At 58.5% G+C, this 21401-nt stretch carries 21 protein-coding genes; 18 read left to right on the top strand and 3 right to left on the bottom strand.

From position 1 onward, the window contains the following. Nucleotides 1–13 precede the first annotated feature (13 nt). Nucleotides 14–976: a Bug family tripartite tricarboxylate transporter substrate binding protein gene (locus tag AC27VO_RS14345; RefSeq protein WP_488667398.1), complete on the top strand. Its 963-nt coding sequence runs from the start codon at nt 14–16 to the stop codon at nt 974–976. Between the two features lie 84 nt (nt 977–1060). On the opposite strand, the gene AC27VO_RS14340 is transcribed toward AC27VO_RS14345, so the two are convergent. Genes AC27VO_RS14340 through AC27VO_RS14330 form a run of 3 tightly spaced genes read right to left on the bottom strand, consistent with a single transcriptional unit; the run spans nt 1061 to nt 4414 of the window. Further along, entirely contained in the window at nt 1061–1993 is a 933-nt protein-coding gene (locus AC27VO_RS14340) for a LysR substrate-binding domain-containing protein (protein ID WP_488667397.1), read from the bottom strand. 43 nt (nt 1994–2036) lie between these two features. Continuing rightward, nucleotides 2037–3005, bottom strand: coding sequence for a Bug family tripartite tricarboxylate transporter substrate binding protein (locus AC27VO_RS14335; protein WP_488667396.1), 969 nt, complete (start codon nt 3003–3005; stop codon nt 2037–2039). Nucleotides 3006–3055: 50 nt separating this feature from the next. Beyond that, nucleotides 3056–4414: an MmgE/PrpD family protein gene (locus tag AC27VO_RS14330; RefSeq protein ID WP_488667395.1), complete on the bottom strand. Its 1359-nt coding sequence runs from the start codon at nt 4412–4414 to the stop codon at nt 3056–3058. An 822-nt stretch (nt 4415–5236) separates the two neighbouring features. On the opposite strand from AC27VO_RS14330, the gene AC27VO_RS14325 reads away from it, so the two are divergent. The 17 genes from AC27VO_RS14325 to AC27VO_RS14245 form a co-directional block, all read left to right on the top strand. Then, nucleotides 5237–6484: a CaiB/BaiF CoA transferase family protein gene (locus tag AC27VO_RS14325; RefSeq protein ID WP_488667394.1), complete on the top strand. Its 1248-nt coding sequence runs from the start codon at nt 5237–5239 to the stop codon at nt 6482–6484. A 37-nt stretch (nt 6485–6521) separates the two neighbouring features. Further along, the gene (locus tag AC27VO_RS14320; protein ID WP_488667393.1) at nt 6522–7727 is read left to right on the top strand and encodes an acyl-CoA dehydrogenase family protein; all 1206 of its coding nucleotides are present in this window, start codon (nt 6522–6524) and stop codon (nt 7725–7727) included. A gap of 32 nt (nt 7728–7759) precedes the next feature. Continuing rightward, nucleotides 7760–8230 carry a MaoC/PaaZ C-terminal domain-containing protein gene (locus AC27VO_RS14315; protein ID WP_488667392.1) on the top strand — a complete coding sequence of 157 codons (471 nt, stop codon included), beginning with the start codon at nt 7760–7762 and terminating at the stop codon, nt 8228–8230. A 36-nt stretch (nt 8231–8266) separates the two neighbouring features. Then, nucleotides 8267–8677, top strand: a complete 411-nt coding sequence (locus tag AC27VO_RS14310) for a Zn-ribbon domain-containing OB-fold protein (RefSeq protein ID WP_488667391.1) — start codon at nt 8267–8269, stop codon at nt 8675–8677. Nucleotides 8678–8687: 10 nt separating this feature from the next. Further along, nucleotides 8688–9866 carry a thiolase C-terminal domain-containing protein gene (locus tag AC27VO_RS14305; protein WP_488667390.1) on the top strand — a complete coding sequence of 393 codons (1179 nt, stop codon included), beginning with the start codon at nt 8688–8690 and terminating at the stop codon, nt 9864–9866. 82 nt (nt 9867–9948) lie between these two features. Then, on the top strand, nt 9949–10419 hold the full coding sequence (locus AC27VO_RS14300; protein WP_488667389.1) for a MaoC/PaaZ C-terminal domain-containing protein: 471 nt from the start codon (nt 9949–9951) through the stop codon (nt 10417–10419). A 181-nt stretch (nt 10420–10600) separates the two neighbouring features. Beyond that, a complete protein-coding gene (locus tag AC27VO_RS14295; RefSeq protein ID WP_488667388.1) occupies nt 10601–11818 on the top strand; it encodes a CaiB/BaiF CoA transferase family protein in 1218 nt (405 codons plus the stop codon). A 10-nt stretch (nt 11819–11828) separates the two neighbouring features. Then, nucleotides 11829–12611, top strand: coding sequence for an enoyl-CoA hydratase-related protein (locus AC27VO_RS14290; protein WP_488667387.1), 783 nt, complete (start codon nt 11829–11831; stop codon nt 12609–12611). 34 nt (nt 12612–12645) lie between these two features. Next, on the top strand, nt 12646–14328 hold the full coding sequence (locus AC27VO_RS14285; RefSeq protein WP_488667386.1) for a class I adenylate-forming enzyme family protein: 1683 nt from the start codon (nt 12646–12648) through the stop codon (nt 14326–14328). Then, on the top strand, nt 14325–15089 hold the full coding sequence (locus tag AC27VO_RS14280; protein WP_488667385.1) for an enoyl-CoA hydratase/isomerase family protein: 765 nt from the start codon (nt 14325–14327) through the stop codon (nt 15087–15089). Before AC27VO_RS14285 ends, AC27VO_RS14280 begins: the two co-directional genes overlap by 4 nt. 23 nt (nt 15090–15112) lie before the next feature. Further along, a complete protein-coding gene (locus AC27VO_RS14275) occupies nt 15113–15859 on the top strand; it encodes an SDR family NAD(P)-dependent oxidoreductase (RefSeq protein ID WP_488667384.1) in 747 nt (248 codons plus the stop codon). A gap of 12 nt (nt 15860–15871) precedes the next feature. Further along, nucleotides 15872–17038: an acyl-CoA dehydrogenase family protein gene (locus AC27VO_RS14270; RefSeq protein ID WP_488667383.1), complete on the top strand. Its 1167-nt coding sequence runs from the start codon at nt 15872–15874 to the stop codon at nt 17036–17038. Between the two features lie 25 nt (nt 17039–17063). Further along, on the top strand, nt 17064–17939 hold the full coding sequence (locus tag AC27VO_RS14265; protein WP_488667382.1) for a 3-hydroxyacyl-CoA dehydrogenase family protein: 876 nt from the start codon (nt 17064–17066) through the stop codon (nt 17937–17939). Nucleotides 17940–17943: 4 nt separating this feature from the next. After that, nucleotides 17944–18624 (top strand): 3-hydroxyacyl-CoA dehydrogenase family protein, encoded by a 681-nt coding sequence (locus AC27VO_RS14260; protein WP_488667381.1) that lies wholly within the window; start codon nt 17944–17946, stop codon nt 18622–18624. Between the two features lie 90 nt (nt 18625–18714). Continuing rightward, complete coding sequence (locus tag AC27VO_RS14255; RefSeq protein ID WP_488667380.1) at nt 18715–19464, top strand: electron transfer flavoprotein subunit beta/FixA family protein; 750 nt, start codon at nt 18715–18717, stop codon at nt 19462–19464. A 116-nt stretch (nt 19465–19580) separates the two neighbouring features. Continuing rightward, a complete protein-coding gene (locus AC27VO_RS14250) occupies nt 19581–20513 on the top strand; it encodes an electron transfer flavoprotein subunit alpha/FixB family protein (protein ID WP_488667379.1) in 933 nt (310 codons plus the stop codon). A 2-nt stretch (nt 20514–20515) separates the two neighbouring features. Next, on the top strand, nt 20516–21401 hold an 886-nt coding region (locus AC27VO_RS14245; RefSeq protein ID WP_488667378.1), incomplete at its 3' end, for an enoyl-CoA hydratase-related protein.

Raw genomic sequence — 21401 nt, 5'->3', positions numbered from 1 at the left:
TCAGGAGAAATGCATGAAAAATATTGCATCCAAGTGCGTAGTTCTTGCTGCGACAGTGCTGGCCAGCTCCATGGCTTTTGCGTATCCGGATAAACCCATCAAGGTAATTATTCCGAGTGTGCCTGGGGGCGTTTCGGATGCCGTAGGGCGTTTGTATGCCGAAGAGATTTCCAAAGAGTTGAAGAATCCCGTGGTGCCCGAGAATGTGCCGGGCGTGGGCACCATCATGGCGATCAAACGCACGATGAATTCTCCTGCGGACGGGTATACAGTGCCGATCTTTGCGAACACCATCGTGACCATGCCTTACGTCGATAAAAAAGCGGGTTTCAATACCTCGGACTTTGTCGGTGTGAGCTATATCTCCAAGATGCCGCTGGCACTGGTGGTGAGCAGCGACTCCAAGTTCAAAACACTCAAGGAGCTGGTGGATTACGCCAAAAGCAATCCTGAGCACGTGAGCTATTCATCCGTCGGTGTGGGCACCACTTCGCATTTGCCTGCAGAGCTGTTTGCGCAGAATGCGGGGGTGAAGTTCCAGATGATTTCGTACAAAGGCAGCGCGCAAGCCATTCCGGATGTGGTGAGCGGCCGTGTCGATTTCATGATGAGCAACGCAGCCACGGCTGGTGAGCTGATGAGAGCCGGCAAGGTGCGGGCATTGGCCACCACCAGCAAAGAGCGCAATGGTCACTTTCCGGGTGTGCCCACGTTCCGTGAATCGGGCTACGAAGACGTTGTCTATGAACTGATCTTGGGGTTGATGGTCAAGAAGGGGACGAGCCCGGAGGTGATCAGCAAGTTGTCGGCCGCCTCTGAGAAAGTCAAAGGCTACGAGAACGTGCAAAAGCGCCTGAAGGAACTGGGTCAGGATTTGCCGGAAGAAAACACGCCGGAAAAATTCAATGCGTTCTTGGCCAATGAAGAAAAGATCATGAAGCAGGTGGTGCAGAAAGCCAATATCCGCATCGAGTGATGCAAGCATGAAAAAAAGGCTGCTATGGACATAGCAGCCTTTTTTGATCGGCGAGAAAGTGCAGGCTCTAGGCCTTCACGCTCGTCATTTGTAGCGTTTGACGACGTCAATAAAGCGTGCCAGCGTCGGCTCCATGCGACCGCGCACCCAGCACAAGGCAAAAGTCGAAGGGTAGGACACGTCTTCGATAGCCAGTACCGACAAATTGCTGGGGAATACGAAGCCCTTGCCGGTGACCACCAGGCCGCTTCCCACCCCCACGGACACGAGGTTGAGCATGGTGGTGATGGAGTTGACCTCCTGAACAATGCGCGGCTCAAAACCTGCTTGCTGGCAGATGGTGTAGAGCGGGCCATAGCCGGGGCTGACGGTGGAGTGTGGGATCACCACCCATTTTTCGGAAACCAGCTCCGCCAGCGACACGGATTTGCGGTGGGCATAAGGGTGGTCTTTGGAAACCACAAACCCCAAGCCTTCGCTTTGAATTTTCAGGTTATCCAGCACCGTGCTGTCCTGGTCGGTGGCATCTTCCTTGAAACGGCGTTTTTTCGTCTGCTCCGGTGCATTGCTGAAGTGCATGAAGCTGGCGTGAATGCGGCCTTCCGACAAAGCGCGCACCTGCTGGGAGCTGGGAATCTCCAGCAGGGATAGCTTCACGTCCGGCAATTCCTCATTGAACGCTTTGACCACGGCGCGGAACAAGGGGTGCAGCAGGGTCAGCGAGCCGTATCCGATGTTCAGCATGCCGGTGCGGCCTGCGCCTACGTCACGGGTGAGTGTGACGGCTTGGCTCAGTCCATTCATGAGGCTTTGCAGCTGCGTCAGAAAAACACGCCCAGCGGCGGTCAGCTTTACGCGGTGGGCTTGGCGCTCAAACAGCGGGGTGCCCAGCTCACTTTCTAGGTCGGCGATGATTTGCGAGATGGCGGGTCGTGTGACGTACATGCGCTCTGCCGCACGGCCAAAGTGCTCCTCTTCAGCCGCAGCGATGAAGTAGCGTAAATGCCTTAATTCCATGGGCGATTGATCTCAGCTTGAGTGGGTGAAAAGCGCGCAGAACTTATTTTCTGTAGTCGCTCAGCAAAGCGCGCATGCGTTGCTCGTCGTGTTGCAGAAATTGGGTGAACTGCTCGGGCGAGTTGGCTGGGGGGATATGCTGATCGAGCTGCGCCAGGCGTTTGGTCACTGCCGGGTCCGCCTTGATTTCTTCAAAAACCTGCGACAAGGTCTGCACCACCTCTTTGGGTGTGTTGGCAGGCGCCATGAGCCCCAGATACAGCACATATTGCACGTCAGGGAAGCCCTTCTCGGCAAATGTGGGTGTATCAGGCATGGAGGCAATGCGCTGAGGTGAAGTCGCTGCAAGGGCGCGCAGCTTGCCATCCTTGAGCAGCATGCTGGTGGAGGGCACGGTGCCAATCATCATGTCCACGCGGCCGGCAATCACGTCCGGAATCGCGGTGGTGATGCCTTTGTAGGGCACAGCGGTGAGCTCGATCTTGGCCGCTTGTGCAAACATCTCCACCGGGACATGGGAAGAAGTGCCTTTGCCCACGGTGGCATAGCTGAGTGTTCCGGGCGCTTTGCGTGCTGCAGCCACCACATCTTCCAAGGTGCGATAGGGCGAGTCGGCCGCAACCACCAGGAACATGTCGGAGCGGGCCAGATAACTCACACCCTTGAGCTGATTGGTTTGATAGCGCGCATTGTTGTCTGCATGCGGCATGGCGGTGAAAGAGTTCGCCATGACACTCAAGGTGTAGCCATCGGGTTTGGCGGCCACGGCCTGGCGCACGCCAATCAGGGTGGCCGCGCCTGGAATGTTCTCCACCACAATAGGCTGGTTCAGGCGATGTCCAGCTTGCTCGGCAAAAAGGCGTGCCACAGCATCGGTGGCGCCGCCCGGGGAGGTGGGCACGATGATGCGGATCGCTTTTTGCGGATAGTCCGCCTTGGCGAACGCGGGGATTGACAGCAAACCTGACGCGAAAGCGGCAGACAGTTGCTGGATGAAAATTCGACGCTGCATGTTTTTGTCTCCTTGGTTTTTTTAAGATCTGTCTAAGCAGCTGCCTGGGTTCAGGCAATCAATTGAAGCAATTGGGAAACAGGGGCTCCTTGTTTGAGGTCGTGCACTGCGGTGATCAGTGCATCGGGGTCTACGGTGGATTTGCCGTACTGCAGACAGTCCACCACCTTGGCGCGCAGCTGTTGCGAGGTCAGGCGCTTTTCCGGTGCACCGGAGACCACCTGCGTGCTGAGCTCCACGCGCTCGCCGTTGTGCAGCAGTGCTTCAAAGAAGACGGGTGTCATGCCGAGGAAAGGCAACTGCTCATCGGCTTCGATGTGAATCTGGTTGCGCGCGAAAGCACCAATGTCGGCATTGCGAATGGCGGTGTCGGTGAAATCACGAATGAGCACGGCACCATTGGCGATGGCAACGGCGCTGGTGTAGGCGATGCTAAACTGTGCATCCACCACGCCCGCTGTTTGCGGGTCGTATTTGCGGCCCACCATGTTCACAGCCTGGCCACTGACCTTGATGTTCAGCTGGCGAATATCTGCCAAGCGCAGGCCGCGCGCATGCAGCTCCAGTGCCAGATCGATGGGGGCGTGGGTGAAGCGGCAGGCGGGGTAGGGCTTGAGGCTCAGGTCTTCCACCAGCGCACAGGTTTCCATGCCCTTGAGCACGTTCTCCAGGTCGAACTTGCCATCTTGGTAGAGGTTGATGAAACCAGCCTTGCCCTCAAAGACATTGCGTGGGCCATCAATACCAAATTCGGCCAATGCGGTGGCGAACATGACGTTCTTCACCATCTGTGCAGGCTGAAAGCGCTTGGCCATACTGCCGTCAATGATGGATTGCAAGCTGCCCGCAGTCTGTGTGAGCTGGTGGCCCAAGGCACTGACGGTGGTGGATGCATCCCAGCGCTTTTGGCGGGCAATGGCCAGCACCGCACCCACGGAGCCACTGATGACGCTGTAATTCCAGCCGCGTGAACCCTTGGGCCCACCGGCGCGACCAATGCGCATGGCCCCATCTACACCCACGGCAATTGCGGTCAAGAAATCGCGCCCATCGCATTCGGGATGGTCTTGCTCAATGGTGGCCATCAGGCCGGGCAGCACCAGACCGTTGGCATGCAAAGGCACTTTGTCATCGGTGTCGTCATAGTCCAGTGCATGCATGGACACTGCGTTCAAAAAGGCCGCAAAAGGAGCGGGTGCCTGCCCATGCCCCCCCCAGACCGCACAACCGCTGTTGCCCCAGCGACCCAGCGCCTGTCGGGCTTCTTTAAGTCCATGCGACTGCGTGCCAGCCAATGCACAGGCCAGACTGTCAATCAAACCGTCGACGGTGGCATCAATCGTGGCCGGTGCCAGATCTTCGTAGGTGCGGCTGACCGCGTTGGCTGCCAAATGTTGCGCGAGATCCATAAACAGAATTTCCATCTTTGTAGTGATTTCGCGCTTAAGTCTGTGCACCGAAAAGCTGTGAGTCCAGTTGCTTATCTTGCATGCTTGGTAAGTTGTTCTTACCTAGGTTTTTTGCTTAGTGAGCATGTAAAAGGTTGTTAAGAAAAACTTTCGCACAGGGTAAAAAAAACGTCGGTTTCTTCGCGTTTTTACTAATCTGTCTGAAGTATGAATTGACAGGTTTTTGGAGAAGCGGTCGGTTTTTCTGACGTGGTATTCCTGCGGATAAAGCCTATGCAGGGGTTGAGGCATTGGAATATCGATATCGCGGTATATGCCCATGAACACTCCCCCCCTAGGGTATAGGCCAGCGCAGCTGGCATGCGCTAAGTTAGAGCGTCGTATTTCCTACGTTATTAATGTTGATGCTCCTTGTTTGGTAGCTTTGTGCGCTTTTTTTATAAGGCTTTTAGATAATTTTTGTTTGAATTAAATTGATGCCGACGAGAAGTTGTGTGTGACGTGCCTGTGTGCCCAACCGCATTGGGAATGCGTGACCTAGGGTAATTGCTGATTTTTTGAAAACACCAAAAAAAATACTGCTGGAGTCCCGCAAGCGATAACTGAAACCTGTGAAAAGGGTGGTCGTGGATGGGTTAGATATTTTTTTCTTCAGTAAATCAAAGAGATGTTTCAGTCATTGAAAAAAACAGCGCTTTGTCGGCAGCAAAGAAGTGCTTTTTTGGGTAAGTAAAACTTTCCACAAAATCAAAAAATCCAACTCGACATTACGCAAGAGGAGTCTGAAACTATCCCTCAGATTAACCAAGACGCTTGCAAAAAATGTCTTCTTCCACTGCCACTCCATCCCCGTTGAAAGGCGTCAAAGTCATCGAGCTTTCGCATCTGATTGCAGGTCCTTACTGCGGTCAGTTGCTGGCAGAAGAGGGCGCCACGGTCATCAAAGTTGAGCCACCAGAAGGTGAGCTGACACGCCATCGCGAGCCCATGCGCCAAAACGATGGCAAAGAAATTTCGGGCTACTTCGGGGCCTTGAATCGGGGCAAGCAAAGTGTTTGCCTGGATCTGAAAAACACACAGGGTATTGAGACGCTGCACCAGCTGCTGGCTGGCGCCGATGTGCTGTTGACCAATATGCGTGGCGGTGCTTTGAAGCGTCTGGGCTTGTATCCAGATGACCTCGTCAAGCGCTATCCCCGCCTGGTGGTGGCTTGCATCTCCGGTTTTGGCTTGCACAACGCAGGCAAATACACCGAGGTGGCTGGCCTGGCCATGGTGGCTGAAGCCATGTCGGGAACCACCAGCCTGACACGGGACCACGAAGGCAATCCGGTGTGGTGCGGTTTTGCCATGGGCGACATCCTGGCAGGCATGACGGCGCACTCGGCCATCTTGCTGGCGCTGCGTAACCAGGCACAACATGGTATTGGCCGTGTGCTGGACTTGAGCATGGTGGAGTGCTCGCTGCCCATGGTCAGCGTGGCGCTGGCCCGCGAGCAATCGGCCAGTGCCGAGTTGCGTGCCTTCGCCGGCTCCAACAACTTCCACGGTGTGCCTTACGGGGCGTTCCCCGCCTCGGATGGCTTTGTGAACATCGGCGTGAACCGCGATGACTTCTGGGCCCGCCTGTGCAACGCCATGCAGCGCCCCGAATTGGGTATCGATGAGCGCTATGCCAAATATGTAGAGCGCGCCAAGCGTCAGCACGAAGTGCACGGCATCACCGAAGCCTTCACCAAGCAGTTCACCCGCGAGGAAATCGTGGCCAAGCTCAATGCGGTCGATGTGCCGGTGGCCAGCATTTTGAATATGAACGAGCTGACCGAGCACGACTACATGCAGTTGCGCGGTTCCTTCCGCACGGTGCGCGATGGCATTGGCGGAACCATGCAACTGCCCGTAGATGCCACGCGTTTTGATCCGGCACCTGGCAGCGACTTGGTGCCTTTGCTGGGCGAGCACCGCAACGCCGTGCTGTCCAAAGAACTGAATTTGTCGGCTGAAGACATTGAGCGCTTGGAAGAAGCAGGCGCATTCGGCAAAACCCAGGCACTGGTTTCAGTCGCTTGAATTTCATCCACTCCTGATAACACCTCGAAAGCAACGTATGAGCACAGAAACCTTAGAGCGCCCCGCATCCATTCAAGGTGGCGTACATGCCTCCGGTATTACCCGTGAAGACGTGTTGCAAGCGACCCAGGCCGTGACCAGCCGCTTTGGCGATGAGTACTTTGCCAAGCTGGACAAGGAAGAGGCCTTCCCGCATGACTACATCAAGGCTTTGATGGATGCCAAGCTGCACACCGTCATGATTCCTGAGCAATACGGCGGTATGGGTCTGGGCCTGCAGCACGCTTGCACGATCGTGGAAGAAATGCACCGCTCCGGTGGCGTGGGCTCCATGATCCACGGCCAGATGTTCATGATGGGTATCTTGGCGCGCCACGGCACCGACGAACAAAAGCGCAAGATTCTGGAAGAAGTGTGTGCCGGCAAGGTACGCCTGCAATCGTTCTCGCTGACCGAGCCCAATGCCGGCACCGACACCTCCAAGCTGCAGACCAAGGCGCACAAAGAAGGCAATGAGTGGGTGATCACCGGCCAGAAGCTGTGGACTTCGCGCTTTGACTACACCGACGCATTCATGGTGTTTGCCCGTACCAGCCCACCCAAGGACCCTGCCAAGGCGTACCAAGGCATCTCGGCTTTCCTGGTGGACAAGCGCAATGTGGATCCCAAGCAGTACTCCAGCCGCAAGATTGACGTGATGTTCAACCACCACACGTTTGAAGTCTTCTACGACAACATGCGTGTGCCAGAGACTTCGCTGATCGGCGAAGAAGGCAAGGGCTTCAAGTACCTGCTGGATGGTCTGAATGCTGAGCGCATCATCATCGCGTCCGAAGCCATTGGTGATGGCCGCTGGTTCGTCGAAAAAGCCGTGAACTACGCCAAGGAGCGCGTGTTGTTTGGCAAGCCCATTGGTGCCAATCAAGGCGTGCAATTCCCCATCGCCAAGGGCTATGCCCACCTGGAGGCGGCAGACGCATTGCGCTGGAAGGCCGCAGAGAAGTTTGACCGCAACGAACACTGCGGTGGCGATGCGAATATCGCCAAGATGCTGGCGTCCGACGCATCGTGGGAGCTGGCCAATGTCTGTATGCAAACGCACGGTGGTTTTGGCCTGGCCAAGGAATACCACATTGAGCGCCGTTTCCGCGACACCCGTGTGTTCCAGATCGCACCGGTCTCGCCCAACATGGTTCTGAACTACGTCAGCCAGCACGTGCTGGGCCTGCCACGTTCTTACTAAAACCATAGCGACAGACAGACAAGGGGACAACTATGGACGCACCGTACTTTGAAGATTACTCCGAAGAGTGGTCGTATGAGACTGAATCGACGCTGGTCACTGATGCCGACATCAGCACCTTCGTGGAATTGCACAAGTTTCATACGCCAACGTTCACTGACATGAACTACGTGAAGTCTTCGGCCGATTACGGTGCGCGCATGGCCCCGGGTCTGTTTGGTTTGTGCGCGGCAGAGGGTCTGGTGTTGCGTGCTGGACTGACGCGCAAGCGCGGCATCTTCTTGATGGAGTTGTCGCCCAAATTTCTCAAGCCCGTGTTTGCGGGCGATACCTTGAAGAACCGGGTGCGTATGCACTCCAAGAAGATGACCAGCAAACCCGATCGCGGGGTGGTGGTGACTCAGCATGAGGTGGTCAATCAGAAGGGGGACGTGGTGATCAGTTACCTCTCCACCCGCATGATCCGCACCCGTGCCTACGTGGAAGCACCTGCTGCAGCCTAAGACCCGAAAACCAACAACAGAGAATCAGGAGATCACGTGGACAGCACGCTTCCCAAACCTATTTCGAATGCGGACTCGCAGCCCTACTGGCAGGGAGCCCGTGAAAGCAAACTGCTGCTGCGAAAGTGCAACGCCTGTGGGCAAGTGCACTTCATGCCTCGTCACCTGTGTCCCCACTGCTGGTCTGATGACATGCAGTGGGTGGAAGCCAGTGGCAAGGGTGCGGTACACAGCTACACCATCATCCGCCGTGCTTCTGATCCACGCTTTGCGCATCTGGTGCCCTATGTGGTGGCGCTGGTGGATCTGGCAGAAGGCCCTCGCATGATGGCCAATGTTCTGGGTAAAGACGCTTTGGAGACCCAGATCGGTGATGCCTTGACCCTGGTGTTTGAAGACCGTGGTGATGGGGATCAACTCCCTCAGTTCCAACGCGTATCGGTCTGAGGAGGCAACCATGAAACAACCAACTTCTCTGAAAAACAAGATCGCCATTGTCGGCGTGGGTGAGTCCGAGATCGGCCGCGTGCCGCATATGACGGGGCTGGGTCTGAATGCCCAGGCGTGCAAGCGGGCACTGGACGATGCGGGCCTGAAGGTCTCGGACATCGACGGCTTGCTGACGGCTTACTCTTTCACAGAACCCTACTTCATGCTGGGTTCGGTGATGTGTGAATACCTGGGCATCCAGCCGCGCTTCAATGCTTCGATGGTGGTGGGGGGGGGCTCTCCCGCCATCATGCTCAAGCACGCAGCAGAAGCGATTGCCTCGGGCCAGGCAGAGGTGATTTTGGTCTGTGCCGGTGAAAACCGTGCCACGGGTCAGTCCCGCGATGCGGCCATTTCGACGCTGTTGGCTGTGGGGCACCCGTACTACGAGCAGCCCTATGGCGGCTCCATCCCCGGCTACTACGCCATGATCGCGCAGCGCCATATGCACAAATACGGCACCACGCGTGAGCAAATGGCCAGCGTGGCGGTGAACACCCGTGCCAACGCCTTGCTGCACCCCAACGCACACATGAAAAAAGCCATCACCATGGACGATGTGCTGTCGGCCAAGCCGATTGCTGATCCATTGGGCATGCTGGACTGCTGCTTGCTGTCGGATGCGGGTGGCGCCTTCATCGTGACTTCGGCCGAACGTGCCAAGGACCTGAAGTGCAAGCCGGTGTACCTGCAGGGCATTGGTGAGTTCCACACCCATGAACACTTGATGTGCGCCCCCAGCCTGACCGAGTTTGGCGCTACCGAATCGGGCCGTGTGGCCTACGAAATGGCTGGCTTGGGCCCCAAGGACATCGATGTGGCGCAGCTGTATGACTGCTTCTCCATCGTGCCCATCATCGAGCTGGAAGAGCTGGGCTTTGTGAAGCCAGGTGAGGGCGGTGCTTTCTTTGCCGAAGGCCGTGGCCGCGTCGGTGGCGATCTACCCATCAACACCCACGGCGGCATGTTGAGCCATGCCCACGCCGGTGCAGCTGGCGGTTTGTTCGGCATCGTGGAAGCGGTGCGACAGCTGCGCGGCGGCCTGGGTGAGCGCCAGGTCAACGGCGCGGAAGTGGCTTTGGTGCACAACGAAGGTGGCATTTTGTCATCGCACTGCACCGTCATTTTGGCCAACGACAAGGGCTAACCCCTCAAAAGACATGCTGGCTGCGAAGAACTGTTGCAGCCAGTGGTGAAACACAAGCAACAACAAGACAGAGACATTCATCATGAGCAAAGCAGCAACGCCCCGTGGTCGTTATTTCGAAGACTTCACCGTTGGTGAAGAGATTCAGACCCCTGCACGCACCATTACCAATACGGACATCGTGAACTTCGCCTGCCTGTCAGGTGACTTCAACGAGGTGCACACCAACCACGAGTACCTGAAGACCACCTCGTTTGGTCAGCCCATCGCTCACGGCCCGCTGATCTATGCAGTCGCTGCTGGTCTGCAGTACGCCAGCGGCGTGAACGACGGCACGCTGATCGCCCTGCTGCAGGTGGACAACTGGCGCATGCTCAACCCCGTGTTCCACGGCGACACCATCCACATGGTCTCCAAGGTGTTGGACACCAAGCTGTCGTCCAAGGGCGACCGCGGCGTGGTGAAGTTCGAGCGCTCGGTCATCAACCAGCGCGGTGAGATCGTCCAGCAAATGGAATCCAAGTACCTCTACAAGTGCCGCCCTGCGGCCTGAACTGCGGCGTTTCGCGCCGATAACGCACCACCCAGACCGGTGATGCACCCCGTCCTCAGGGCGCGGTGCAGTCAATGGAGATCACAAACCTGAACGCACAGGCCGTGAGGGTGGGGTATGCCTAGAACAGAACAACGCCAGGGGAACGTTTGCCATGTCACAGAGCCATTTCGAATCACCTTTGAACGATTTGCCGTTGCGCAATGCGCCAAGTCTGAATTTTTTGACCGGCGTGAAAGTACTGGACCTGACCACTTCGATCGCAGGCCCTTACGCCGGGCAGTTGCTGGCGGACATGGGGGCGACGGTGCTGAAGGTGGAAAAGCCCAAGGGCGGAGACGATGCCCGCGCTTGGGGCCCTCCGTTCCTACATGGCGAGTCGCTGTGGTTCATGGCCGTCAACCGTGGCAAGCAAAGCATGACGCTGGACTTCAGCCAGCCCGAAGGCAAGGCCGTGCTGGCGCAATTGGTGGCCCAGTGCGATGTCATCTTGCTGAACCTGGTGGCCCGTGGCCAGCGCAAGCTGGGTGTGGATGCCGACACGTTGCGTGCCATCAATCCCAAACTCATTCACTTGTCGCTGACCGGCTTTGGCTTGCAGGGCGAGCGTGCCGATATGCCTTGTTATGACCTGATTGCCGAGGGCTACTCCGGCGTCATGGATTTGACGGGCGAGCTGGAGAACGGTCCGCAAAAAGTGGGCACGCCTGCGGCCGATTTGCTCTCGGGCCACGACGCTGCCATGGCGGTGTTGGCTGCACTGTATCGCCGTCAGCGCGATGGCGAGGGTTGCAGCATTGACATCTCCATGGTCGAGTCCATGTCGCGCTTTATCTCGCCGCGCTTGATGCCCCACTTGGGATCGGGCGAAATGTATCGCCGCTCGGGTGGCCGCGACAGCGTGATTGCCATCTACCAAGTGTTTGAAACGGCCAACGACCCCATGACGCTGGGCCTGGGTAATGACGCCATCTGGAAGCGTTTTTGGGAAGCCGTGGGGCAGCCTGAAGTGGCACTGAACCTTGCCTACGCCAGCAATGCACAACGCCGTGAAGCCCGCCCCGAGCTGGTCGAGATGATTGCCAAGGTGCTCATCACCCAGCCTCGCGAATACTGGCTCAAGCTGTTTACCAAGGCCCGTGTGCCTGCAGGCCCCATCCAACGCTTGGATCAATTGGCCCGCGACAAGGTGCTGCACGACTCCGGCTTTATCTACCGCACGCAAGGCCCAGACGGCGACATCCCGCAAGTGGGATTGGGCATTCGCTTCGATGGCCGCACTGAAGGCACGCAAGTGCCACCACCCAAGCTGGGGGCTGATACCCAGACCATCTTGACAGACTGGCTCTCCTTGGACGAGTCAGCCATTGAACAACTTCGCGCACAAAGCATTATTTAAGGAGACAGTCATGCAGCAATTCGAAGAAATCATCTACAGCGAAGACGGCCCCATTGCGACCATCACCTTGAACCGCCCGAACGACGGCAATATGTTCACGGCCAAGATGTGCCACGAAATCCGTGACTGCATCAACGAAATCCGCCGCGAAACCCGCACCCGCGTGGTGGTGCTGACCGGCGCTGGCGACAAGTTTTTCTGTATCGGTGGCCGCAAGGAAGGCATGGAAGACACGCTGCTGTACGCAGGTGTGCTGCCTACGCTGGAAATGTATGAATCCATCGACAAGCTGCAAAAGCCGGTGATTGCCTGCGTCAATGGCTTTGCCGTGGGTGGCGGCAACGTGCTGCAGATGGTGTGTGACGTGACCATCGCCAAGGAAAGCGCGGTTTTCCGCCAGGTCGGCCCCATGATGGGCAGCTTTGATGCAGGTTACGGCACCTGGTACCTGGAAGACTTGGTTGGCAAGAAAAAAGCCAAGGAGATGTGGTACGCCAACCCCAAGCTGTCGGCCAAGGATGCCAAGGAGTGGGGCCTGATCAACCGCGTGGTGCCTGACGACCAGTTGGCGGCCGAGACCAAGAAGTTCGCGCTGGAAATTGCAGACCGTGGCGCCTTCGCACTGGCTTCGATCAAGGGCGCGTTCAATGCACGCCATGGCGGTGTGTCGGGTCTGTCGCGCATGGCGCATGACTTGCTGCTGCGCGGTTACCTGGAGACCGATGAGCACCACGAGCTGGCGGCTGCCTTTGCAGAGCGCCGCAGCCCTGATGCCAGCAAGTTCGGCCAATAAGCCCTTCGATACCTAGAGAACGAGGAGGCCTGTGATGTCCCATTTACTGACATTGCATAACCCTGCGCTGGCCAAGGCGCACTATGCGCAGGGTGTATGGCAAGACGACACCCTGTACGGTTTGGCCCGCAAGCATGCGGACAGCCGCGGCAATGCCTTTGCCGTGCGGGACAGCCAGCGCCGCCTGACGTGGCTGGAGCTGGTGCAGTGGGTTGATACCGTGGCGGCTGCCTTGCATGCCAGCGGATTGCGCGCCGGTGATCGTGTGGCCGTCTGGCTGCCCAATCGCTTGGAGAACGTGGTGATTCAGCTGGCCTGCTCGCGCAACGGCTATGTGTGCAACCCGTCGCTGCACCAGAACTACACCGTCGCAGAAATTTTGACGCTGCTGCAGCGCATTGACTGCAAAGCACTGTTTGCACAGATCGGCTGGGGTGCAGATGCCAAGCAGCAAGATGTGTTTACGCAGGCGCAGACGCTGGGCCATGTGAAGCGTTTGTTTGCATTGCCTGCACTCAATGCTGGCAATGACACCTTGCCCGCAGGTACGGTGGCCATGCCACAACCCGGTCAGGTATCACTGGCCGATCTGCCTGCGGCCAGCAGCAATCCAGATCAGGTGGTGTATCTGGCCTTCACCAGCGGAACGACAGGTGCGCCTAAGGGCGTCATGCACAGTGATAACACCTTGCTGGCCAATGGCCGCTCGCTGTCCAAGGACTGGAACCAGGACACGAACACGGTACTGCTCACGCTCAGTCCCATGAGCCACCACATTGGTACGGTGGCTTTGGAGCAGGTACTGGTCACCGGCTGCGAGCTGGTGATGTTTGATGGCTCTGCAGGCATGAATGCACTGGACTGGCTGCTGCAAACCGGTGCGACCTATGTGATGGGCGTGCCCACACATACCATGGACTTGATTCAGGAAGTGGACAAGCGCCAACTGGATCGCTTGGGGCAGGTGCGTGTGTTCTATATGGCGGGCGCGCCCATTCCCACAGAAACAGCGGGTCGCTTGCTGGCGCTCGGTGCCATACCGCAAAACGTGTACGGCATGACCGAATGCGGCTCGCACCAGTACACCTTGCCCCGTGATGCGGTGGAAGTGATCACCAGCACTTGCGGCAAGCATTGCCATGGGTATGAGGTGCGCTTGTTTGATCAAGAAAACCCTGATCAAGAGGTGCCGCAAGGCCAAGTGGGCGAGATCGGTGGCCGTGGTGGCTTGCTGATGCTGGGCTACTTCAACAACCAGACTGCTACCGAAGGCTCCTTCAATGCAGGCGGCTGGTTCATGAGCGGTGACTTGGGGTGCTTTGATGTCAACGGCAATCTGGCGATTGTGGGGCGCAAGAAGGATTTGATCATCCGCGGAGGCCACAACATCCACCCGGCCCACATCGAGGAGTACGCCCACCGCCATGCAGCGGTGAAAAAAGCGGCGGCATTTGGTGTGCCCGATGAACGCCTGGGCGAGAAAGTCTGTCTGGCGCTGATTGCCCCGGATAACGCGCCGCAGGCACAAGACATGTTGCAGCACTTGGCGGTGGAAGGCTTGTCCAAGTTTGACATGCCTGAGTTCTACATCGTGTTGCCCGAGTTTCCACTCACACCGAGCGGAAAGATTCTCAAACGTGAACTGATTGAATGGGTCAAATCTGGCCGCATTCAGCCCCAACCTGTGCGCTACCGCGCTCCCGAGGTGGTCGCATGATTGAACTGAAATACGACGAAGAATTTGCGGTGCTGACGATTTGTCGCCCGCAGGCCCTGAATGCTTTGAGCTTTTCGCTGATCGAAGACATTGGCAAAGCCATCACCGAAGCAGGCCGCTCTAAGGCCCGGGCGTTGATCATCACCGGCGAAGGCGAAAAATCGTTTTGCGCAGGCGCTGACATCAAAGAGCTGCAGCAGCGCAGCCTCAAAGACCAGCGTGAAGGTGCGGCGCTGGGCCAGGCAGTGTTCGCACAGCTGGACCGTCTGAGCATTCCTTCGATTGCGGTGGTCAACGGTTTTGCGTTTGGTGGTGGCTGTGAGCTGGCACTGGCGTGCACGCTGCGCCTGGCATTGCCGAACGCCAAGTTTGGCCTGCCTGAAGTGAAGCTGGGTCTGATTCCCGGTTATGGCGGAACCCAGCGCCTGCCACGCCTGGTGGGGACAGGGCGGGCGCTGGAGTTGGTCATGACGGGGCGCGTGGTCAAAGCCGATGAGGCGCTGTCCATCGGTCTGGTCAACCGCATCGCGGAAGGTCCAGCTGTCGAGGCGGGCAAAGCCTATGCCCGTGAATTCACCGGCCACAGCCTGCGTGCGCTGCAGTTTGCCCGTGAAGCGGTACTGCGCGCAGCGGATCTGCCGCTGTACGAAGGGCTGCGTCTGGAGGCCGATTTGTCCACGCTGGCCTATCGCACAGCCGATGCGGAAGAGGGCATGCAGGCGTTTGTTGACAAACGCCCCGCTGCATTCCAAGACCAATAAGCACAGAACAGGGAGACAACACAATGAGCAAAACTTGTATTGTGGTGACGGGCGCCAGCAAAGGCATTGGTGCTTCCATTGCGGTAGCGCTGGCCGAACAAGGGCACTACGTAGCATGCCTGTCACGCTCGGGCACGGTACCCAAGATCGAGGGGATCGGTCCCGAAGTGGATGCCCGCTTGCTGGCAGGCCGCGCGGATGTGTCCCAGCCAGAGACCATGGCGCAAGCCTTGAAGCAACTCAAGGACGATGGCTGGGCCATTAAGGGCTTGGTCAACAACGCAGGCCTGCACGTGGATGCACCTTCGGCCACATTGCCGCTGGATCAGTGGCAGCTGATGATGGACATGAATGCCACTTCGGTACTGACGGCCTGCCAGGCTGCCTACCCCTACTTGCTGGAAAACCAGGGCGGGATGATTGTCAACATTGGCTCCTTCTTTGAAAAGCTGGGTGTCAAACGCAATGTGGCGTATTGCGCTAGCAAGGCGGCGGTCGGCGCGATCACCCGCTGTCTGGCCGCCGAGTGGGGCAACAAGGGCATTCGTGTGATGAACGTGGCCCCCGGCTACATCGAAACCGATCTGAATGCGGACGCCATGGGCGAAGACAGCCCCCTGCGCCAGTACCTGGCCAAGCGCATTCCCGGTGGCATGCCCGGCAAGTCCAAGGATGTGGGCGCACTGGTGGCCAGCATGTTTGGCCCGGCAGGTGCCTTCCTCAGCGGCGAGACTATCTATATCGATGGCGGTCAAAGCATTGCGCACTAAGGGGTTGCAGCTATGAATATCTTGCAATGCATGGACGAGCGCATTGCGCTCAACGACGAAGAACGCATGCTGCTCTACAGTGTCAAAGCGCTGTGCCAAAACCAGATTGCGCCCAAAGCCGAGCACTATGACCGTACGGCAGAGTTTCCATGGGAGAACGTCAAGGCTATCAATGAGCTGGGCCTGAACGCCATGTTCATTCCCGAAGAATATGGTGGCGCGCAGATGTCGTACACGGCCTATCTGGCCTGCGCCCGTGAAATCAGCAAGGCCTGCGCGGCCACCGGCATTGTGTGGGCCACCAACTACCACGGCATGAAACCGCTGATTGACTGGGGCAATGAAGAGCAAAAGCAGCGCCTGTTGCCGCGCATTGCCGAAGGCGGTTTGGGTGCGCTGGCGATCACCGAACCCGGCGCCGGTTCGGACGCCACAGGCATGCGCACGACCTTCCGTGAAGAGGGTGATGAGATCGTCATCAACGGCAGCAAGACCTTCATCACCAACGGTGATGTGGCCGATCTGTACCTGTTGTTTGGCAAGTGGGAAGGTATTGCTAACGCCAAGGATGCGATCTCGGTACTGATTCTGGAGAAGGGCACGCCCGGCCTGTCCGTGGTGCGTCTGGAAGACAAGATGGGCCACCGCGCATCCAGCACCGCCACGCTGGCTTTCGACAACTGCCGCGTGCCACGCGCCAACTTGCTGGGTAACCCCGGTGATGGCTTGAAGATTTTGTTTGCATCGCTCAACAAATCGCGCCCCAGCGTGGCAGCCCATGCACTGGGCATCGCCCGCGCTGCGTTTGAAGATGCGACCGCGTACATCAACGAACGCCGCCAGTCTGGCAAGCGCATTTTGGAGTTCCAGGGCATCCAGTTCATGCTGGCGGATTTGGCTTCCGAGATGGCGCTGGTGGAAAGCTATCTGTGGCAGTTGGCAGACCGCATTGATAACGGTGCCAAGGACTTTGGCATTGATGCCTCGCTGCTCAAGATGCGCGCCACCGATTTGGCCATGCGCGTGACCACCGACGGCGTGCAACTGCTGGGCGGCTATGGCTATTGCAAAGACTTCCGCATGGAGCGCCTGATGCGTGACGCCAAGATCACCCAGATCTGGGAGGGCACGAACCAGGTGCACCGCCAGCTCATCGGCCGCAGCTTCTTGCAGCGCTAAGACCCAAGACATTAGGAGACATCACATGAGTGAGATCAAAACCATTGGCATCGCCGGTGCCGGAACCATGGGTGCAGGCATTGCCATCGTCTGCGCACGCGCAGGCTTTCGCACCAAAGTGTTTGACCTGAACCCTGCCTCGGTGGAACGTGCCCGCCAGCAGACCGAAGGCTTTTTGCGCAAAAGCGTGGAGCGCGGCAAGCTGGCTGCTGAGAAGCTGCCCGAGATCATGAACGCCTGGCAAGGCACCAGCGATTTGAACGACATGGCCGATTGCGACTTGGTCATTGAGGCCATCTTCGAGAGCCTGCCTGTCAAGCACGATCTGTTCAGCAAGCTCAATGCCGTGTGCCCTGAGCACACCATTTTTGCCAGCAACACCTCCACCATCAGCATCACCGAAATCGCCGGTGGCTGTGGCCGCCCCGATCGCTTTGTGGGCATGCACTTTTGCCTGCCTGCGCAGCTGATGAAGCTGGTGGAAATGTCCCAAGGCCTGACCACCAGCGACGAGACCTTTGCCAAGGCATGGGCGGTGTGTGAAGCCATGGGCCAAAAGCCGGTGCGCACGCAAGACACCCCCGGCTTCATCCTGAATTACTTCCTGATCCCGTTCAACAACGATGCGATCCGCTTGGTAGAACAAGGCGTGGCCGACGCTGCAGACATCGACCTGGCCATCAAAACCGGCATGGGCTATGCCATGGGCCCGCTGGAGCTGCTGGACTTGGTGGGTATGGACACACAAAAGCTGCTGTGCGAAGCCATGCATGGCATCACCAACGAACCCCGTGCTACGTGCCCACCGCTGGTGCGCCGCATGATCGCCGCAGGCTGGTTGGGCAAGAAAACGGGCAAGGGCTTTCACACCTATGCCGACAACAAGATGTACGGAGCGTAAAACCATGAGCAGCTACGAAATCGTTCGCGCTGGCAACAGCAACTCTTTCCCGGTCGATCACGCTTTCACGCAGTCATCGGTCGCCAAAAGCCAAGGTCTGGTGTTCATCGGTGCCGATGCCGGTCAAGCATTCAATGCCGCTGGCGATGTGCAAGCGCGCAGCTTTGTGGCCATTGAACTGGGCAACGAATGCCTGGGCGTACATACCGGCGAAGGCCGTGGACTGGAAGGCTCCAACGTGGTGGGCTTTGCACGCTTTCGCATGGGCAAGGCCGATCCTTCCAACCTGATTGAACTGGTCAAACAGCCACAGACATCCGAAGCAGCGCTGGCCGCTGCCAAGGCCGCGTTTGAAGCGGCAGGCTTCAAGGTGGCGGTGTGCAATGACTTCACCGGCCGCATCGTCAACCGCCTGGTGCGCCCGTACCTGAACGCTGCGCTGCGCCGTCTGGACGAGAAGCTGGCATCCGCAGACGACATGGACAAGACCCTGTGCCTGGGCCTGGGCTACCCCGAAGGCCCCATCTCCTTGCTGGAGCGCACGGGTCTGGCCGAGCACTTTGATGTGACGTCTGATCTGCATGTGGCGCTGGGCCAGGAGGCTTATACACCGGCTCGCCGTGCGCAAGTCGCCAAGCAGCGCGCCGATCAGGCAGCGCCTGCCGCCCTCAAGCGTGTGGTTTAACACCTAACCCCAAGGCCACCACAGTGGCCTTTTGATTGTGGATCGCAGGTTGCGGCTTTCGGTCTGGCCTGCACAGTGAGAAAGATTGCTATGAAAGTTCTGGTACCCGTCAAACGTGTGGTGGACTACAACGTCAAAGTCCGCGTGAAGTCCGATGGCACAGGCGTCGACATCGCCAACGTCAAGATGAGCATGAACCCCTTCGACGAAATCGCCGTGGAAGAAGCCGTGCGCCTGAAAGAGCAGGGCGTAGCCACCGAAGTGATCGTCGTTTCTTGCGGCGTGGCACAAAGCCAGGAAGTGCTGCGAACGGCCATGGCCATTGGCGCAGACCGTGGCATCTTGGTGGAAACCGATGCGGATTTGCAGCCCCTGGCCATTGCCAAGCTGCTCAATGCACTGGTAGCCAAAGAGCAGCCCGGTCTGGTGATTTTGGGCAAGCAAGCGATTGACGGCGACAACAACCAAACCGGCCAGATGCTGGCTGCGCTGGCAGACCTGCCGCAAGCCACCTTCGCCTCCAAGGTGGCAGTGGCGGGTGACAAGGTGAACGTCACGCGTGAAGTCGACGGCGGCTTGGAAACTCTGAGCCTGAACCTGCCCGCCATCGTGACGACCGACCTGCGCCTGAATGAGCCCCGCTACGTGACCTTGCCCAACATCATGAAGGCCAAGAAAAAGCAGCTGGATGTGGTCAAGCCCGAAGAACTCGGTGTGGATGTCGCTCCCCGTATCAAGACCTTGAAAGTGGCCGAACCCGCCAAGCGCGGCGCTGGCATCAAGGTGCCGGACGTGGCCACGCTGCTGGACAAGCTCAAAAACGAGGCAAAGGTTATTTAAGCCTGTTACCTTGTTTTAAGTGAAATTGGCCTCTAGCCCTGATAGATAAAGCGCTACTAGCTATCTATTTTGCTGATGCAGCGGGCAGGCCACCGCAAAGAATTTTTGGAGTGGAAATGACTTCTCTCGTAATCGCTGAACACGACAACGCCTCCATCAAGAGCGCAACCCTGAACACCGTGACTGCTGCAAAGGCTTGCGGCGGTGATGTACACGTGCTGGTCGCTGGCGAAGGTGCGCAGGCTGCTGCAGCAGCGGCAGCACAAATCGCAGGCGTCACCAAGGTGATCCACGCCGATGGCGCCTCGCTCAAAGATGGCCTGGTCGAAAACGTCGCGGCGCAAGTGCTGGCCATTGCCGGCAACTACAGCCACATCCTGTTCCCCGCCACCGCTTCCGGCAAGAACGCTGCCCCCCGCGTGGCTGCCAAGCTGGACGTGGGCCAGATCAGCGACATCACTGCCGTGGTGTCGGTAGATACCTTTGAGCGCCCCATCTATGCTGGTAACGCGATGGCCACTGTGCAGTCCACCGACGGCACCAAGGTCATTACCGTGCGTGGCACGGGCTTTGACGCGGCTGCGGCAACCGGCGGCTCTGCGGTGGTGGAAACCGTGGCAGCTGTGGCTGACTCCGGCAAGAGCGCCTTTGTGGCCCGTGAAGTGACCAAGAGCGACCGCCCCGAGCTGACCGCTGCCAAGATCATCGTCTCCGGCGGCCGTGCGCTGGGTTCTGCCGAGAAGTTCAACGAAGTCATCACCCCCTTGGCCGACAAGCTGGGCGCCGCCATTGGCGCATCCCGCGCTGCAGTCGATGCAGGCTACGCACCGAACGATCTGCAAGTGGGCCAGACCGGCAAGATCGTCGCACCTCAGTTGTACATCGCCGCGGGTATCTCGGGCGCGATCCAGCATTTGGCAGGCATGAAGGACTCCAAGGTCATCGTGGCGATCAATAAAGACCCTGAAGCGCCGATCTTCTCGGTGGCCGACTATGGGCTGGAAGCCGACCTGTTCCAGGCGGTGCCTGAAATTGCCGGAGCGGTCTAAGCATGGAAGCCTTGGCACAACAGCTACGTACAGACGCGGTGCTGCGCATTCCGCTGGCTTCGGCCCGCGACATGCTGCAAGCACTGCAGTCCCTGCAAGACGATGCGGCGCTGACCGCAGCGGTGTTGCTGGGCGACAGCGCTTTCCAGTGGAAAGAGCAAGACGCCACGGCGCTGGCAGACGTGATCGCTGCCATGGAGAGCAGCCGCAAACCAGTGGTGGCGGCGCTGCAAGGTGCCGTGCAGGGGAGCGACTGGGAGCTGGCCTTGGCCTGCGACGCCCGTGTGGCGGCATCTGGTGCACGTCTGGGCTTGCCTGCAGTGAGCCAAGGCTTGATCCCCGGCGCAGGGGCGACGCAGCGTCTTCCGCGCCGTGTGGGCATGCTCAAAGCCGTTGAACTGATTGGCCAGAGTGAGCAGCTGTCGGCGGCTGCCGCCTTGGAGCTGTGCTTGATCGATGCGGTCACCAGCGGCGATGTGGTGGAGGCCGCCGTGGCCTGTGCGCAAAGCCTGCAAGGCCAGCGCCGTCGCATGCGGGATGAAGCCGTGGTCCCGGTAGATGAAGCGCTGCTGGCAGCGGTCGAGCAGGCCGTGCTGCGCAAAGGCAAACACCGTCCCGCCGTGGCGGCGGCGATTGCGGCGGTGCGCAATGCTGCGCGCCTGCCGTTTGATGAGGCCGTGGCCCAGGCGCAGCAAGTGGCCGCGCAGTTGCAGCAGGCGCGCGATGCCCAGGCATGGCGTTACCTGCGCACGGCGGAGCAGCGCACCACCGTGTTGCCCGCAGAACTCAATGTTCCTCCCCGTGCCATGCAGCACATCGCGGTGATTGGTGCAGGCACCATGGGCACAGGCATCGCCATCAGTGCCCTGGATGCAGGCCTGAACGTGA

It is taken from the genome of Comamonas sp. 14P8.1.4 (genome assembly GCF_057799285.1).
This window is presented reverse-complemented; position numbering and strand designations above follow the sequence as displayed.

Coding starts and splice junctions, on each gene's coding strand:
- AC27VO_RS14345 (WP_488667398.1), top strand. CDS start 14: ATGAAAAATATTGCATCCAAGTGCGTAGTTCTTGCTGCGACAGTGCTG.
- AC27VO_RS14340 (WP_488667397.1), bottom strand. CDS start 1,993: ATGGAATTAAGGCATTTACGCTACTTCATCGCTGCGGCTGAAGAGGAG.
- AC27VO_RS14335 (WP_488667396.1), bottom strand. CDS start 3,005: ATGCAGCGTCGAATTTTCATCCAGCAACTGTCTGCCGCTTTCGCGTCA.
- AC27VO_RS14330 (WP_488667395.1), bottom strand. CDS start 4,414: ATGGATCTCGCGCAACATTTGGCAGCCAACGCGGTCAGCCGCACCTAC.
- AC27VO_RS14325 (WP_488667394.1), top strand. CDS start 5,237: ATGTCTTCTTCCACTGCCACTCCATCCCCGTTGAAAGGCGTCAAAGTC.
- AC27VO_RS14320 (WP_488667393.1), top strand. CDS start 6,522: ATGAGCACAGAAACCTTAGAGCGCCCCGCATCCATTCAAGGTGGCGTA.
- AC27VO_RS14315 (WP_488667392.1), top strand. CDS start 7,760: ATGGACGCACCGTACTTTGAAGATTACTCCGAAGAGTGGTCGTATGAG.
- AC27VO_RS14305 (WP_488667390.1), top strand. CDS start 8,688: ATGAAACAACCAACTTCTCTGAAAAACAAGATCGCCATTGTCGGCGTG.
- AC27VO_RS14300 (WP_488667389.1), top strand. CDS start 9,949: ATGAGCAAAGCAGCAACGCCCCGTGGTCGTTATTTCGAAGACTTCACC.
- AC27VO_RS14290 (WP_488667387.1), top strand. CDS start 11,829: ATGCAGCAATTCGAAGAAATCATCTACAGCGAAGACGGCCCCATTGCG.
- AC27VO_RS14285 (WP_488667386.1), top strand. CDS start 12,646: ATGTCCCATTTACTGACATTGCATAACCCTGCGCTGGCCAAGGCGCAC.
- AC27VO_RS14280 (WP_488667385.1), top strand. CDS start 14,325: ATGATTGAACTGAAATACGACGAAGAATTTGCGGTGCTGACGATTTGT.
- AC27VO_RS14275 (WP_488667384.1), top strand. CDS start 15,113: ATGAGCAAAACTTGTATTGTGGTGACGGGCGCCAGCAAAGGCATTGGT.
- AC27VO_RS14270 (WP_488667383.1), top strand. CDS start 15,872: ATGAATATCTTGCAATGCATGGACGAGCGCATTGCGCTCAACGACGAA.
- AC27VO_RS14265 (WP_488667382.1), top strand. CDS start 17,064: ATGAGTGAGATCAAAACCATTGGCATCGCCGGTGCCGGAACCATGGGT.
- AC27VO_RS14260 (WP_488667381.1), top strand. CDS start 17,944: ATGAGCAGCTACGAAATCGTTCGCGCTGGCAACAGCAACTCTTTCCCG.
- AC27VO_RS14255 (WP_488667380.1), top strand. CDS start 18,715: ATGAAAGTTCTGGTACCCGTCAAACGTGTGGTGGACTACAACGTCAAA.
- AC27VO_RS14250 (WP_488667379.1), top strand. CDS start 19,581: ATGACTTCTCTCGTAATCGCTGAACACGACAACGCCTCCATCAAGAGC.